This is a genomic window from Streptomyces sp. 8N114, assembly GCF_052245835.1.
Classification (GTDB): Bacteria; Actinomycetota; Actinomycetes; order Streptomycetales; family Streptomycetaceae; genus Streptomyces.
Genome location: NZ_JBQQBT010000002.1, coordinates 360,017 through 373,300 on the forward strand (window position 1 = coordinate 360,017; position 13,284 = coordinate 373,300).

The following is a 13,284-nucleotide window of genomic DNA, read 5'->3' on the forward strand; positions in this document are numbered from 1 at the left end:
TACTTCAGTACTCGGCCAGCAACTTCTCCAGGAACGCGGCCGTTCCGGAGGGCGGCTCGGCCATCGCGCACAGCCGGTCCATGACCACGAGATAGCCCTCGACCTCCTCGCGCTTCTCCAAGTAGAGGGAAGAGGTCAGCTGTTCGAGGTAGACGATGTCCGGAAGATCGGGCTCGAGAAAGCGGAGGATGGTGACCGGTCCGCCGGCCGCGGCGAGTCCGCCCATGCTGAACGGGGCGATCTGCAGCGTGATGTTCGGCTGCTGGGTGGCCTCGATGAGCCGTTCCAGCTGAGCGCGCATCACCTGCCGTGAGCCCAGCGGGCGGCGCAGCGCCGCCTCGTCCATCACCGCCCACAGGCGCGGCGAATGCGGTTTCTCCAGGATCGCCTGGCGCTCCATGCGCAGTTCGATACGGCGCTCGCTGCGCCGGCTGTCGTCCCGTGGGTGGCCGAGCCGGATGACCTCGCGGGCGTAGTCGCGGGTCTGGAGGAGGCCGGGCACGAACTGCACCTCGTAGGTACGGATCATGGCGGCGGCCTCTTCCAGCCCGAGCAGCCGGTCGAACCACGGCGACATCACATCGCTGTACTTCTGCCACCAGCCCGGTGAGCCCGCCTGCCGGGCCAGCTCCAGATACTCCTCGCGCTCCTGCTGGTCCCACACCTCGTACAGCGTCAACAGGTCGGCGACGTCGCGCTCTTTGCAGCCGACGCGGCCCAGCTCCAGGCGGCTGATCTTGGCATGGGAGCCGCGGATCGCCTCGCCCGCCGCCTCGCGGGAGATGCCCCGCTCCTCGCGCAGCCGACGCAGTTGGGTGCCCAGGACGATGCGCAGAATCGTGGGCCCACCCCTGGGGTGGACCAGGATGCGTCCGGGCGACGCCTCGCGTCGCGGCTGTGCTCCCATCTCGCCCGCCTTGCTTCCCTGAGTGACTGTACGGATGCTCAGTGTCCCACTCCGTCGATCGAGCGTACAGCCATACCGGTTACGCGGCCGGATTTCGAGGCCCGGTGGCGAGGACCTGAACCACCGCAGGTGAACCGCCTTGGCCGCGCCGTGCGCAGGGACCTGGCGTACGTGAACCGCCGCCACACGTCCGTGTCGTGCGGCGGCGGTGCCCGGGGGGCTTGTTCAGTTGTGCATCACGGCTGAGCCGTGGTCAACAGCCGTGGGGGCGGTCAGCTCTGGGCGTCCAGCAGGTCGTCGAAGTCGCCGTCCTTGGCGCCCTGGACGAACGCCGCGATCTCGGCCGGTGTGTAGACCAGGGCGGGGCCCGACGGGAAGCGGGAGTTGCGGACGGCGACTCCCTGGCCGGGAAGAGTGGCGACCTCGACACAGTTACCGTTGGGGTTGCTGCGGCGGCTCTTGCGCCAGACCGCGCCTTCGATCTTCGTGGCCTCGATGCCGTTCTCGATCTGCATGTACGTCTCTCCCTACGTCACTTGCTTTCCCCCGTGAGCGGTTGCGACGTCTGGAAGCGTCTCACAGCCGAGCGTGATTGCAGATGTACTTGCAGATGTACTTGCAGAAGTAAGTACGGAACCGCCACAATGCCCGTCGTACTCCACCCGCGGGCCCTCAAGGGTGACTCAACTGCACCAGCGGCCAACGGAGTTCACGATCTTCCGTCCGTCTACAGGAGTCCCAGTGACTACACCAGGCACCGAACTCCCCTCCCCTGCGGACCTGACGGACGACGGCCCCAGTTGCGACCACCCGCTCACCCGGCTGCTCTTGCTGCTGGAGATCGCCGATCAGCCGGACTGGCTCCGTGACCTGACGGCGCCCGCCCGTAACCCCGCCCGTACCCCTGCCGGTGCCGTCTCAGCCACGCAGCGCCTCGGGTAGCTCGGCCGCGTGCAGGATCTCCAGCCGTGACACCGCGCGGGTGAGCGCGACATAGAGGCGCTGGAGTCCGCGCGGACCGCTGTGCGCTATCTCTGCGGGCTCCACCATTACGACGTGGTCGTACTCCAGGCCCTTCGCCAGCTCGGCGCCCACCACCGTGACCCGTGCCGACTCCCCGTCCCCGCCCGGCGTTCCGGCCGTGATACCGGCGGTCTCCAGGGCCTCGTGCACGGACGCGACCCGCTCGCCGGCCGCGATCACCCCGACCGAGCCCTCCCGGCCGAGCGCTGCGGCAACCCGCTCCGCCACGGCCCCGGTCAGTGCGGAGCTGGGCACCCGCAGCGTCTCCAGCTTCCCGCCTGTACGCAGCGAGCGCGCGGGCGGTACCCGCACCGCCAGCGACTCCAGCAACCGGTTGGCAACCGCCAGCAGTTCGGACGGTACCCGGAATCCGGTGGTCAACGAGGTGACGGCTGTGTCGGGGGCTCCGAGGTGTGCCAGCTGCTCCGGCCAGTCGCGGGCCGCCCAGGGCGTGGTGCCCTGCGCCAGATCGCCCAGCACGGTCAGCGAGCCGAAGCGGCAGCGGCGGGCCAGGACGCGGCACTGCATGGGGGAGAGGTCCTGCGCCTCGTCCACCACCACATGCCGGTAGCTCTCCTCGGGGTGGGCGATCAGTCCCGCCACCTCGTCCAGCAGCAGCACGTCCGCCTGAGACCAGCGTGCCGTACGCGGTGACCTGGGGCGGCGCCCCTGCCACACCAGCATCCGCTGCTCGTCCTCGCTCAGCAGCCCGTCCGCTGCCCGGGTCAAGTCCCCCGCGTCGCCCAGCAGTCCGGCGACGACCTCTTCGGGTTTCACCCGCGGCCAGACAGAGTCGAGAAACCCGGTGAGCTCCTTCTTCCTGCCCATCCGGCGCAGCCACTCGCCGCCGGGCGGCCCCGCGCGGCGCTCGGCCTGGTTCCGCAGCAGCGCCACGGTACGCGCCCGCACCCGCTCCCTGCCGACCTCGTACGGCGGCTGCTGTGCCAGGGTCTCTTCGACGACGGCGCGCAGGTCGTCCTCGGCGAGCCGCCAGCGGTAGGAGCCGTCCGGCACCGCCATCGGCCCGTCCGGCAGCCGTACGCGTGCGTAGAGGGCCCGCCGCAGCACGGTTGCCATGCGTGCGCTGTGCTTGAGCGCCACCGCCTCCGGGCTGTCCTCGGCCCGCACCGGGTGGTCCGGCAGCAGGTCCCGCACCGTGCACTGGCGCACCCCCACCTCGCCCAGCGCCGGCAGTACGGCGGAAATGTAGCCGAGGAACGCCTGGTTGGGGCCGACGACAAGCATGCCGCCGCGCTCGATCCGGCGCGGATGGGTGTAGAGCAGATACGCGGCGCGGTGCAGTCCGACGGCGGTCTTCCCGGTGCCGGGCGCGCCCTGCACACAGAGCGAGCGGTCCGGGCCCGAGCGCACCAGGTCGTCCTGTTCGGGCTGGATGGTGGCGACGATGTCGCGCATCGGCCCCACCCGTGGGCGTTCGATCTCGACGGCGACGATGCGGGAGGCGAGTGCCGATCCGGCTGCTGCTGTCCCGCCTTTTCCTCTCCCTGCCTCTTCCAGGCTTTCGTCCTCCAGCCCTGTCAGGTCCGCTGCGGTGCCGGTACCGCCCGGCGCCCAGCCGAACCGGCGCCGGGAGCGGACGCCCTGCGGTTCCACGGCGGTCGCCTGGTAGAAGGCGCGCGCGACGGGGGCGCGCCAGTCCAGCACCAGCGGCGGGGCCGAGGGGTGTTCGCTGACCCGGCGGCGGCCGATGTAGTAGCGCTGGCCGCGGTGTTCGCCGGCCTCGTCGCCGCCGGCGCCCTCGTCGCTGAAGTCGAGCCGGCCGAAGAAGGACGGCCCGTCCGGCTCCTCCCGCAACTCCTTGGCCTGGCTGCGCAGATAGCGGCCCAGCGCCTCCGCACTGGCTCCGTCGCCCGCGACACCCTCGCCCGCCGCTTCGCCGGAGTGCTGCCCGGTCAGTACCCCGGCACCCTCCAGGACCCGGTGCTGTGCTGCGGCGTTCGTACGGTCCAGCGTGGCGCGGCAGCGGTCGGTGTAGGCGCGCTCTGCGGCCAGTTCGGTGTGGAGGGCTTCCTCCTCGGCGGTGTGCTCCCCGGTGTGCTCCCCCGGCATGGGGCGGTGCTCCCTTCTCTTCTGCGGGCCGTTCTTCGAGCGGGCCGTTCTTCTGCGGGCCGTGATCGGTTCGGGTCAGGCGAACGGCGTCAGCCCGGTGCGCAGCAGCGCGAAGGCGTGGCGGGTGTCCTCGGAGGCCGACTCGAAGACGCTGTCGGCGCTCGCGCCCTGCGAGATGCGGCGCCAGTTCGCCATGGCGAGCACCCGCTGGGTGGTCACGATCTGTCCGGCCGCCAGCTGTGCCGTCAGCGCGGATGCGTCCTTGTCGGTTGTGGTCTCCTCGGCCAGCCGGGCAGCCAGGGCTTCTTCGGAGCGGGCGGTGTAGGAGTGCAGCCGGGCGACCAGGCTCGGGGTGCCGTACAGCAGCCGGTGGAAGGCGAGCACTTCCGGTGCGTCGCACAGTCCGGTGACCGGATCGCGGGCCTGCAGCCCGGCCAGGAAGTGGTCCTCCAGCGCGGCGAGGGGCCGCACCCCCTCGCCCCGTCCGGCGACCACGCGAGCGGCCTCGTCCTCGTGGTCGGCGAAGCGGTAGAGGGCCATGTCCTCCTTGGCGGGGAAGTAGCGGAAGAGGGTCGGTTTCGAGACCTCGGCGGCCTCGGCGATCTCGGAGACGGAGACGGCGTCGAAGCCCTTCTCGAGGAAGAGGGCGACGGCCGCGTCGGAGATCGCCAGGTAGGTGCGCTGCCGCTTGCGCTCGCGCAGCCCGACGGGGTGTTCGGTCATATGGCGACCGTACCAGAGAAAATGTAACTTGGTTAAATTAGTTCCTCGGTTGCCATTGGGCTCCGTCCCTTTTGCGGGCCCCGGGCGCTGCTGCTGTAGTGGAGCGGAGCGAACCCCGTCGGGGACACCGGTCCGCGGCAGCGGAGGCACACCCATGACCATGTCGCCCTTCGGCGCCCCCGGCGGTGCCGACCCGTTCTCCGACCTGCTCGACAGGTTCTTCGGGACCTCGCAGCTCTCCGAACCGCCCACGACCGGGCCGGCACCGGGCGGGCGGCAGCTCACCGACTCCGCCCGCGAACTGCTCGTGAGGGCCTCGTCCCGCGCCCGGCAGGACGGCAGCGCGGAAATGGACACCGAGCACCTGCTCTGGGCCGCCACCCGGACCCACCCCTCCCGCGGGCTCCTCAGCCACGCCGGGATCGACCCGGACCGGCTCGCCGAGGCCGTGGCGGTGGCGCTCCCCGGCGAGAGCGGCACCCCCTCCGCCGAGCCGGGGCTCACCCCCGCGGCCAAGCGCGCACTGCTCGCCGCGTACGCGTACTCCCGGGCCGCCGTGGTCTCCCACAGCGGTCCCGAGCACCTGCTGCGCGCACTGCTGGACGACCCGGACTCGGGCGCCGGGCGGCTGCTGGAGAGCCAGGGCGCCGACCTTCGCCGGCTGGGCAGGGACGCGGAGGCCGCGGGCCGCCGGGAGGGCGCTACGGTGCCGTTCCGGATCCGGAGCGGCACACCCACGCTGGACGCCTACGGCCGGGATCTGACCCAGGAGGCCCGCACGGGCGGGCTCGACGTGGTGGTCGGACGCGCTGACGAGGTGGACCAGGCCCTGGAGATCCTCTCCCGGCGCACCAAGAACAACCCCGTATTGCTCGGGGAGCCGGACGTGGGCAAGGCCGCCGTCGTCGAGGGCGTCGCACAGCGTATCGCCGCGGGCGACGTCCCCACCGGCCTCGTCGGTGCACGGGTCGTCGAGCTCGATCTGCCCGGGCTGGTGGCCGGATCCGGGAACCGGGGCGAGTTCGAGGAGCGGCTGCGGAAGGTCGTCGACGAGGCCCAGGAGGAGTCCGCGTCGGTGATCCTCTTCGTCGACGAACTGCACACTGCCGTCGGCGCGGGCGTCGGCGGCGTCGGCGGCGAGGGAGCCACGGACGTCGGCAACGTCCTCGAACCGGCCCTGGCGCGCGGCGAACTGCAGGTCGTCGGCGCGGCGACGCTGAGTGAGTACCGCCGGAACATGGAGCAGGACGCGGCGCTGGAGCGGCGCTTCGAGCCGGTCCTGGTCGCCGAGCCGGGCATCGAGGAGACCGTACAGATCCTCGACGGACTGCGGGGCTCCTACGAGGCGCATCACCAGGTGCGCTTCACCCGCGAGGCGCTGCGGGCCGCCGCCGAACTGTCCGACCGCTACCTCATCGACCGGTTGCTGCCCGACAAGGCCGTCGACCTGATGGACACCGCCGGAGCACAAGTGCGGCTGCGCTCACTGGGCCGTTCCGCGGACGTGATCAGCAGAGAGGACAGGCTGGTCAAGCTCCGCCGCGAGAAGGACGAGGCGGTTGCCGGCCAGGACTTCGACCGGGCCGCCGAGCGCGGGCGGCGGATCGCCCAGGCCGAGGCCGAACTGGCGGGGGTCGAGGAGCGCCGTGAGGGCGTGCTGACCGTCGAGGTCGACGACATCGCCGACGTCCTCTCCCGGCACACCGGTCTTCCCGCCTCCCCGCTGGCCGAGAGCGAGAAGGAGCGGCTGCTCAAGCTGGAGGACACACTGCGCTCCCGCGTCGTCGGCCAGCAGGAGGCGGTCACCGCCGTCGCCGAGGCCGTACGCCGCAACCGCTCCCGGCTTGCCGAGCCGGACCGACCAGCCGGTACGTTCCTCTTCGTCGGCCCCACCGGAGCGGCCAGAAACGAACTGGCCAACGCCCTGGCCGAGTTGCTCTTCGGCGCCGAGGAGCGGCTGATCCGCATCGGCATGGACGAGTTCCAGGAACAGCACACCTTCTCCCGCCTCATCGAGCGGGTGCGGCGTCGGACCTCCGGCGTCGTGCTGTTCGACGAGGTGGACAAGGCGCGCCCCGAGGTCTTCACCACGCTGCAGCAGCTGCTGGACGGCGGGCGGCTCACCGATGCGCAGGGCCGCACCGCCGACTTCCGCCACACGCTGGTCGTCATGACGAGCAGCGTCGGCTCCCCGCTGCTCCTTGCCCATCAAGGCGATGTGGACGGGATCCGGGGTCAGCTCCGAGAGCAGCTGTACGCCCACTTCCCGCCCGAGTTCCTCGACCGTATCGACGACACGGTCGTCTTCCGGTCGCCCACCGAGGAGAACCTGGGACAGATCGTGGAGCTCCTGCTGGATGCGAGCGTGCGCCGGCTGCGGGCCCAGGAGATCGCCCTGGAGGTCACCTCGCCCGCCGAGCGGCTGCTGACCGACCACGGGCGCCAGTCCGTCCGGACCGAGCTCGACAACCGGCTCGCCTCCTTCCTCCTCGGCGGCGAAGTGGCGCCGGGCGACAAGCTCGTGGCCGAGGTCGCGGACGACGCTCTCCAGCTCCGCGTCGAGAGAGGCGGCGGCCTGTCCGCCGCGACAGCGAAAGGGCCGGCCTAGGGCTTGTCTGCGCACCCCGAAGGGGCGCGGGGAACTCCGCGCCAAGCCACAACCCACCCGCAGTCCGCAATCCTCGGGCAGGGGCACTCCCTCACCGCAAGGACGATGCGGCGGAGCGAACGTGCCCCGCGGGTAGATACCCCGTGTGCCCCGAGCACACGGGGTACCCGCGCAGGGACGTGAGGACGACGCGAGAGGACGGACATGTCGGAGACCAACGAGCCCCGCACAGGAACGCCCGCATCCGCCCGTGTGGTGGTCGGCGTCGACGGTTCCCCGCAATCTCTCCACGCGCTGGACCGGGCCACCGACGAGGCCAACCGTCGCGGCGCCGAGCTGGAGGTGCTGTGCGGCACGGTGCCGGCCCGGCGCAGTGTCGTCCCCGAGACGGACGCCGACCGGGAGCGGATGCGCCAGGCCACCCGGGAGGTGGCGGAGAAGGGAGCCGAACGGGCCCGGGAGCGCGTACCGGGGCTGACGGTGATCGCGGCCGGGGCGAGCGAACCGGCGGCCGATGCACTGGTGCGCGCCAGCCACACCGCGGACCTGACCGTCGTGGGCACCCGCGGTCATGGCGGCTTCCGGGGGCTGCTGCTCGGCTCGGTCAGCCTGCGGCTGGCCGCGCACGCCGCAGGACCGCTGATGGTCGTGCGCGGCGAGGTACCCGAGGCGGGTGCGACTCCCGGTGAGACGGTCGTGGGACTGAAGCGGGCCGGGGAGCTGGAACCGGTCGAGTTCGCCTTCCGGTCGGCGCGGGATACCGGCTCGACGCTGTGGGTGGTGCACGCCTGGACCTATCCCATGCTGCCCGGCGTGTCGAAGCGGCTGTCGCCGAAGGAGCCGACGGAGGAGACCAGGAGCGCGGAGCGGCTCCTGGAGGAGACGGTCGCGCCGTTCCGTGACCGCTACCCGGACGTGCAGGTATCGGCCGAGCAGCACCAGGGCTCGGCGGCCGAGCAGCTGATCAAGCTGAGCGAAACCGCCGATCTGATCGTGTTGGGCGCACGCCGTGACCACCGGCGACTCGGCCTCCAGGTGAGCCCCGTCGTGAACGCTGTCCTCCAGCACGCCAAATGCTCGGTGGCCCTGATTCCCGTGCCCTGATCCGGCCCCCACTCCGGCGGATCTGCTTACCCCGGCTGAGCCGCTTCCGGATCTGTCGGGCCCGCACCCGCCCCCTTGGACGATCACCCGACTTCAACGGGGCCGATCGTGTGACTCTGTACGATAGAGGGCGTCTTGCAACGCGCGTAGAGTCCCCTCGCAGTCCTGGTAAGGACACTGCAATGACGCACGTCGCACCAGCGAACCACGCACGGAGCCCCACCCATGGCAGTCTCCCCCGGCGTTGCCAACGCCGACGGCGCCGCCCAGGCGCACTCCTCCGTCCCCACGTCCCCCTCCGCCACCCCGGAGACAGCCGTTGTCGACGAGACCGTCGAGAGCCGCGGCATCGAGCCCGTCCCTGACCACGAACGGCGCGGCCGGGTCCGCGAGCTGTTCCCCACCTGGGTGGCCGCCAACATCAGCGTGCTGCTGCTCACCATGGGCGCCGGGCTCGTCGTCTTCAACGGACTCAACTTCTGGCAGGTGCTGCTCGCCGCCGCCGTCGCCGGTGGTGTCTCCTTCGGGCTGGTCGGGCTGCTGTCCGTCTCCGGCAAGTGGGGCGGCGCACCCGGCGCGATGCTCTCGCGGGCCACTTTCGGGGTGCGGGGCAACTACTTCCCCGGCATGATCCTGTGGGTCGCTCGCTTCGGCTGGGAGACGATCAACGCCGTCACCGGCACCTACGCGGTCCTCACGGTGCTCCGGCTGCTCTTCGGCATCCGGAGCAACACTCCGCTCATCGTCGTCACGCTGCTGCTGTTCGTAGGCGTGACGTTCCTGGTCAGCGGCATGGGCCGGAAGGTCCTCAACTTCTGCAACACCTGGTCGACCTACTTCTTCGGGCTCTTCACCGTTCTCGTCCTGGGCTATCTGATCACCACCATGGACTGGGGCGAGGTGTTCTCCCGGCCCGCGGGCAGCTCCGCCATGCTCATCGCGGGTATCGGCACCATCGCGGCCGGCGGTATCAGCTGGATCCCCACCGGGCCCGACTTCGCCCGCTACCTGCCGCACAGCGCCTCCGGGGGCAAGATCTTCGGCACCACCGTCTCCGGCGCGCTGCTGGTGCTGGTGCCGATGGTGCTGATGGGCGGCGTGATGTCGGTGAAGAACCCGGCGCTCGCCAAGACCGACGACCCGGTCTCCTTCCTCGGCGAGGCGCTGCCCATGTGGCTGGCCGTGCCGTACCTGGTCATCGCGGTGATCGGCATGCTGCTGATCAACAGCCTGTCGATGTACTCCGCGGGCTTCACGGCGCAGACCATGGGCGTGAAGCTGCCGCGTGCGTGGGCCGTCAGCGTCAACGCGGTCATCAGCCTGGTCGGCGGTCTGCTGCTGATGCTGGTCGCCAAGAGCTTCTACGGCTCGTTCATCTCCTTCCTCTCGCTGCTCGCGGTGTCCTTCTCCGCCTGGGTCGGCGTCTACGGGATCGACATGCTGCGGCGCCGTGACCGGGCCGTCCGCTACGACCCCGCCGGGCTGGTCGACACCTCGCGCAGCAGCCGCTACTGGTACGTCGGCGGCTACTGCTGGCAGGCCATGACGGCCTGGGGCATCGCGCTGCTGCTCGGCCTCGGCTTCACCAAGTGCGACTGGTTCACCGGTCCGCTGGTCTCCACCTGGATCGGTGAGAACGGACTGGGCTGGGCCGCCACGGCCCTGCTGGCCGCACTGCTGTACGCGGTGCTGCCCGTGCCCCGCGAGACGGAGGCCGCCGCGCCGGTCCCCGGGTCCCGTGAGGGCGAGGCGGCCGTACAGACCCAGGAGGGCTGAGCAGGCCGGGCAGACCCGGAGGCCGTAGAGCCGGGACGGCACGACAACACACCACCGGGCTTGCGGGGACGAGAGACCCCGCAAGCCCGGTGGTCGTATGCGTGAATGGACCTCGGCAGACCGGATACCCCGGCTGACGGACGACGCCCGAAGGCCCCGAAGAGAGCTGAGGTCGCACAGTGAGCAGCGCACACGTCCCCACCGTCCTGCTGAACAGCGGAACGGAGATGCCGCAGCTCGGATTCGGCGTGTACCAGGTGCCCGACGACGAGGCGGCGGCCACCGTCTCCGCCGCGCTGGAGGCCGGATACCGCAGCGTCGACACGGCGGCCCTCTACGGCAACGAGGGCGGCACCGGAAAGGCGCTGCGCGAGTCCGGCATCCCGCGCGAGGAGCTGTTCGTCACCACCAAGCTCTGGAACAGCGATCAGGGCCACGACACCGCACTGCGTGCCTTCGACGACTCCCTGGAGCGGCTCGGTCTCGACCATGTCGATCTCTACCTCATCCACTGGCCGGCGCCGGGCCGAGGGCTGTACGTGCAGACCTGGCGGGCGCTGGCCGAGATCCACGACAGCGGCCGTGCCCGGGCCGTCGGCGTCTCCAATTTCGAGCCGGAGCACCTCCAGCGGCTCTTCGACGAGACCGGCGTGGTGCCTGCCGTCAACCAGGTCGAGTTGCACCCCCGGCTCCAGCAGCCGGAGCTGCGGATCTTCGACGCGAAGCACGACATCGTCACCGAGGCGTGGTCCCCGCTCGGCCGCGGCAACGGCGTCCTGGACGACCCCGTCGTCCGCAAGGCCGCCGCCAAGCACGGCAAGACACCTGCCCAGGTGGTGCTGCGCTGGCACATCCAGCTCGGCAACGTCGTCATCCCCAAGTCCGTCACCCCCTCCCGGATCAGGGAGAACATCGCCGTCTTCGACTTCGAGCTGGACGGCGAGGACCTGCGGGAGATCCAGCGCCTGGAGACCGGCACCCGCGTCGGCCCCGACCCGCGCACGCTGCACTGACGCCAGGGGAACTGAGCAAGGGGAACTGCACGCCAGGGGAACTGCACGCACGGGAACGGAAAGCCATGGGAGCTGACGCCGAGGCCCAGGACAGCGCATGCGCCTTCTGCCGGATCGTCACAGGCACGGCACCCGCCCACCGGGTCCATGAGGACGGCGAGGTCGTCGCCTTCCTCGACCAGCGCCCCCTCTTCCCCGGCCACACCCTCGTCGTGCCCCGCACCCATGTGGAGACGCTGACCGACCTGCCCGAGGAGTCCGTCGGCCCGTACTTCACCGCCGTACGCCGCGTCACGGGCGCCGTCGAGCGGGCGATGGAGGCGGACGGGTCGTTCGTCGCGGGCAACAACCGCGTCAGCCAGTCGGTACCGCACCTGCACATGCATGTGGTGCCGCGCAGGCGCAAGGACGGGCTGCGCGGCTTCTTCTGGCCCCGCAGCCGCTACGCGGACGAGTCGGAGGCCCGCCAGGTCGCCGCCCGCATCCGCGCGGAGCTGTGACGCTTCGGGGGCTGGGACACCTCACGGCAGCAGCCCGGCAACCGTCTCCACCGTGTCGGCCTCCTCCGGGCGCTTGTCGTCCCGGTACCGCACCACCCGGGCGAACCGCAGGGTGACGCCCTCCGGGTAGCGGGTGGAGCGCTGCACCCCGTCGAAGGCGATCTCCACCACCAGTTCGGGCGCCACCAGGACCCCCCAGGGCTTCTCCTGGACGGCCAGCTGACGCAGGCGCTCGGTCTGCCAGGCCAGCAGCACGTCGGTCAGCCCCTTGAAGGTCTTGCCGAGCATCGCGAAGGTGCCGTCCGCGCGCCGCGCCCCCAGGTGCAGGTTCGACAGCTTGCCCGCGCGCCGCCCGTGCCCCCACTCCGCGCCGAGCACCACCAGGTCGAGGGTGTGCACCGGCTTGACCTTCAGCCACGAGGCCCCGCGTCGGCCGGCGGAGTACCCCGAGTCGAGCGCCTTGACCACCACACCCTCGTGCCCGCGGGCCAGCACCTCGTCCGCGAACTCCCTCACAGCGGTGCGGGTCCCCGTATCGGCCGGGTCGGGCACCGGCACCCGGCGCACCCGCAGCTCCTCGGGCAGCACCCGGGCCAGCGCGGCGTGCCGCTCGATCGACGGCTGGTCGAGCAGGTCCTGGCCGTCCAGATAGAGCACGTCGAAAAAGACCGGGTGCAGCGGCAGTTCGCTGCTGGCTCCCGCCACGTCGAGGCGGGAGGCGACCCGCCCGGAGACCTCCTGGAACGGGCGGGGCCAGCCGTCCTCCTTGAGGGCGATCACCTCACCGTCCAGCACCACCTGCGCGGCGTCGGCCCTGCGGGCGACCTCCGCGGCCTCCGGGAGCCGGTCGGTGATCTCGTCCAGGGTGCGGGTGTAGACCCGTACCTCGTCGCCGTCCTTGTGCACCTGCACCCGGATGCCGTCCAGTTTTTCCTCCACCGCGCACGGGCCCAGCTTGTCGAGCGCCTCGTCGACGTCCTTGGCGGTGTGCGCCAGCATCGGCAGCACCGGCCTGCCCACCTCCAACCGGAACCGGGCCAGCGCGCCGGGGCCCTCGGCCAGCAGCGCCTGTGCGACAGCGCCGAGCGAACCGCCGAGCATCACCGCGCGCCGTACCTCGACCGGGTCGGCCGCCACTGCTGCGGCCAGCCCCTCGACGGCGAAGGCGTCCAGTGCGCCCTGCCGCAGTTCGCCTCCGATCAGCCGTACGAGGAAGCGCTGCTCGTCCCCGGTGGCCGCGGTCAGCAGCGCGTCGAGCTGCCGCTTGCGTTCGGCCTGTGCGCCCTTGCCGCCGATCTCGGCGATCCGGGAGAACGCCGTGTCCGTGTCCGTGATGGTCAGCGCGGGCTCCGCGGCGGGCCGCGGCATCTCTTGCAGGCTGCGCCAGCCCACACCCGTACGGCGCTGCGGGAGGCGTCCGGCCAGGTAGGTGACGACCACGGGCACCTCGGAGGGCTCGGCCCGCCGGAACAGCTCGGCGAGCAGCGTGACCTTCTCGTTGCGGCCGGCGGCCTGCGCGATCCGAGCGGACGTCTGTGCGATGTCCTCCAGCAACATGGC

11 protein-coding genes are annotated in these 13,284 nt (G+C 71.3%); 6 read left to right on the forward strand and 5 right to left on the reverse strand.

All coding sequences use genetic code 11. The annotated features are described in order from the left end of the window. Nucleotides 1-4: 4 nt before the first annotated feature. On the reverse strand, nt 5-907 hold the full coding sequence (locus tag ACTWQF_RS07080; protein ID WP_443278149.1) for a helix-turn-helix domain-containing protein: 903 nt from the start codon (nt 905-907) through the stop codon (nt 5-7). A gap of 272 nt (nt 908-1,179) precedes the next feature. Next, nucleotides 1,180-1,422: a DUF397 domain-containing protein gene (locus tag ACTWQF_RS07085; protein WP_433097567.1), complete on the reverse strand. Its 243-nt coding sequence runs from the start codon at nt 1,420-1,422 to the stop codon at nt 1,180-1,182. Between the two features lie 226 nt (nt 1,423-1,648). Between ACTWQF_RS07085 and ACTWQF_RS07090 the strand changes: the two genes are divergently transcribed. Beyond that, a complete protein-coding gene (locus ACTWQF_RS07090; RefSeq protein WP_443278151.1) occupies nt 1,649-1,849 on the forward strand; it encodes a hypothetical protein in 201 nt (66 codons plus the stop codon). Here the strand turns inward: ACTWQF_RS07090 and ACTWQF_RS07095 are convergent. Beyond that, the gene (locus tag ACTWQF_RS07095) at nt 1,826-4,000 is read right to left on the reverse strand and encodes a HelD family protein (RefSeq protein WP_443278153.1); all 2,175 of its coding nucleotides are present in this window, start codon (nt 3,998-4,000) and stop codon (nt 1,826-1,828) included. The genes ACTWQF_RS07090 and ACTWQF_RS07095 overlap by 24 nt on opposite strands. Before the next feature lie 75 nt (nt 4,001-4,075). After that, nucleotides 4,076-4,723, reverse strand: a complete 648-nt coding sequence (locus ACTWQF_RS07100; protein WP_443278154.1) for a TetR/AcrR family transcriptional regulator — start codon at nt 4,721-4,723, stop codon at nt 4,076-4,078. Between the two features lie 154 nt (nt 4,724-4,877). Between ACTWQF_RS07100 and ACTWQF_RS07105 the strand changes: the two genes are divergently transcribed. The 5 genes from ACTWQF_RS07105 to ACTWQF_RS07125 all read left to right on the forward strand — a co-directional run bounded on the left by ACTWQF_RS07105 (nt 4,878) and on the right by ACTWQF_RS07125 (nt 11,724). Continuing rightward, nucleotides 4,878-7,331: an ATP-dependent Clp protease ATP-binding subunit gene (locus ACTWQF_RS07105; protein ID WP_443278156.1), complete on the forward strand. Its 2,454-nt coding sequence runs from the start codon at nt 4,878-4,880 to the stop codon at nt 7,329-7,331. Between the two features lie 204 nt (nt 7,332-7,535). After that, nucleotides 7,536-8,435, forward strand: a complete 900-nt coding sequence (locus ACTWQF_RS07110; protein ID WP_443278158.1) for a universal stress protein — start codon at nt 7,536-7,538, stop codon at nt 8,433-8,435. A 225-nt stretch (nt 8,436-8,660) separates the two neighbouring features. Next, nucleotides 8,661-10,211, forward strand: coding sequence for a purine-cytosine permease family protein (locus tag ACTWQF_RS07115; protein WP_443278160.1), 1,551 nt, complete (start codon nt 8,661-8,663; stop codon nt 10,209-10,211). 227 nt (nt 10,212-10,438) lie between these two features. Then, nucleotides 10,439-11,224 carry an aldo/keto reductase gene (locus ACTWQF_RS07120; protein ID WP_443278485.1) on the forward strand — a complete coding sequence of 262 codons (786 nt, stop codon included), beginning with the start codon at nt 10,439-10,441 and terminating at the stop codon, nt 11,222-11,224. Between the two features lie 65 nt (nt 11,225-11,289). Continuing rightward, the gene (locus ACTWQF_RS07125; protein WP_443278162.1) at nt 11,290-11,724 is read left to right on the forward strand and encodes an HIT family protein; all 435 of its coding nucleotides are present in this window, start codon (nt 11,290-11,292) and stop codon (nt 11,722-11,724) included. Nucleotides 11,725-11,745: 21 nt separating this feature from the next. Here ACTWQF_RS07125 and ACTWQF_RS07130 read toward each other — a convergent pair whose 3' ends face one another. Then, nucleotides 11,746-13,281, reverse strand: a complete 1,536-nt coding sequence (locus tag ACTWQF_RS07130) for an ATP-dependent DNA ligase (RefSeq protein ID WP_443278164.1) — start codon at nt 13,279-13,281, stop codon at nt 11,746-11,748. Nucleotides 13,282-13,284: the final 3 nt, after the last annotated feature.

Coding starts and splice junctions, on each gene's coding strand:
- ACTWQF_RS07100 (WP_443278154.1), bottom strand. CDS start 4,723: ATGACCGAACACCCCGTCGGGCTGCGCGAGCGCAAGCGGCAGCGCACC.
- ACTWQF_RS07105 (WP_443278156.1), top strand. CDS start 4,878: ATGACCATGTCGCCCTTCGGCGCCCCCGGCGGTGCCGACCCGTTCTCC.
- ACTWQF_RS07125 (WP_443278162.1), top strand. CDS start 11,290: ATGGGAGCTGACGCCGAGGCCCAGGACAGCGCATGCGCCTTCTGCCGG.
- ACTWQF_RS07120 (WP_443278485.1), top strand. CDS start 10,439: ATGCCGCAGCTCGGATTCGGCGTGTACCAGGTGCCCGACGACGAGGCG.
- ACTWQF_RS07130 (WP_443278164.1), bottom strand. CDS start 13,281: ATGTTGCTGGAGGACATCGCACAGACGTCCGCTCGGATCGCGCAGGCC.
- ACTWQF_RS07085 (WP_433097567.1), bottom strand. CDS start 1,422: ATGCAGATCGAGAACGGCATCGAGGCCACGAAGATCGAAGGCGCGGTC.
- ACTWQF_RS07115 (WP_443278160.1), top strand. CDS start 8,661: ATGGCAGTCTCCCCCGGCGTTGCCAACGCCGACGGCGCCGCCCAGGCG.
- ACTWQF_RS07080 (WP_443278149.1), bottom strand. CDS start 907: ATGGGAGCACAGCCGCGACGCGAGGCGTCGCCCGGACGCATCCTGGTC.
- ACTWQF_RS07095 (WP_443278153.1), bottom strand. CDS start 4,000: ATGCCGGGGGAGCACACCGGGGAGCACACCGCCGAGGAGGAAGCCCTC.
- ACTWQF_RS07110 (WP_443278158.1), top strand. CDS start 7,536: ATGTCGGAGACCAACGAGCCCCGCACAGGAACGCCCGCATCCGCCCGT.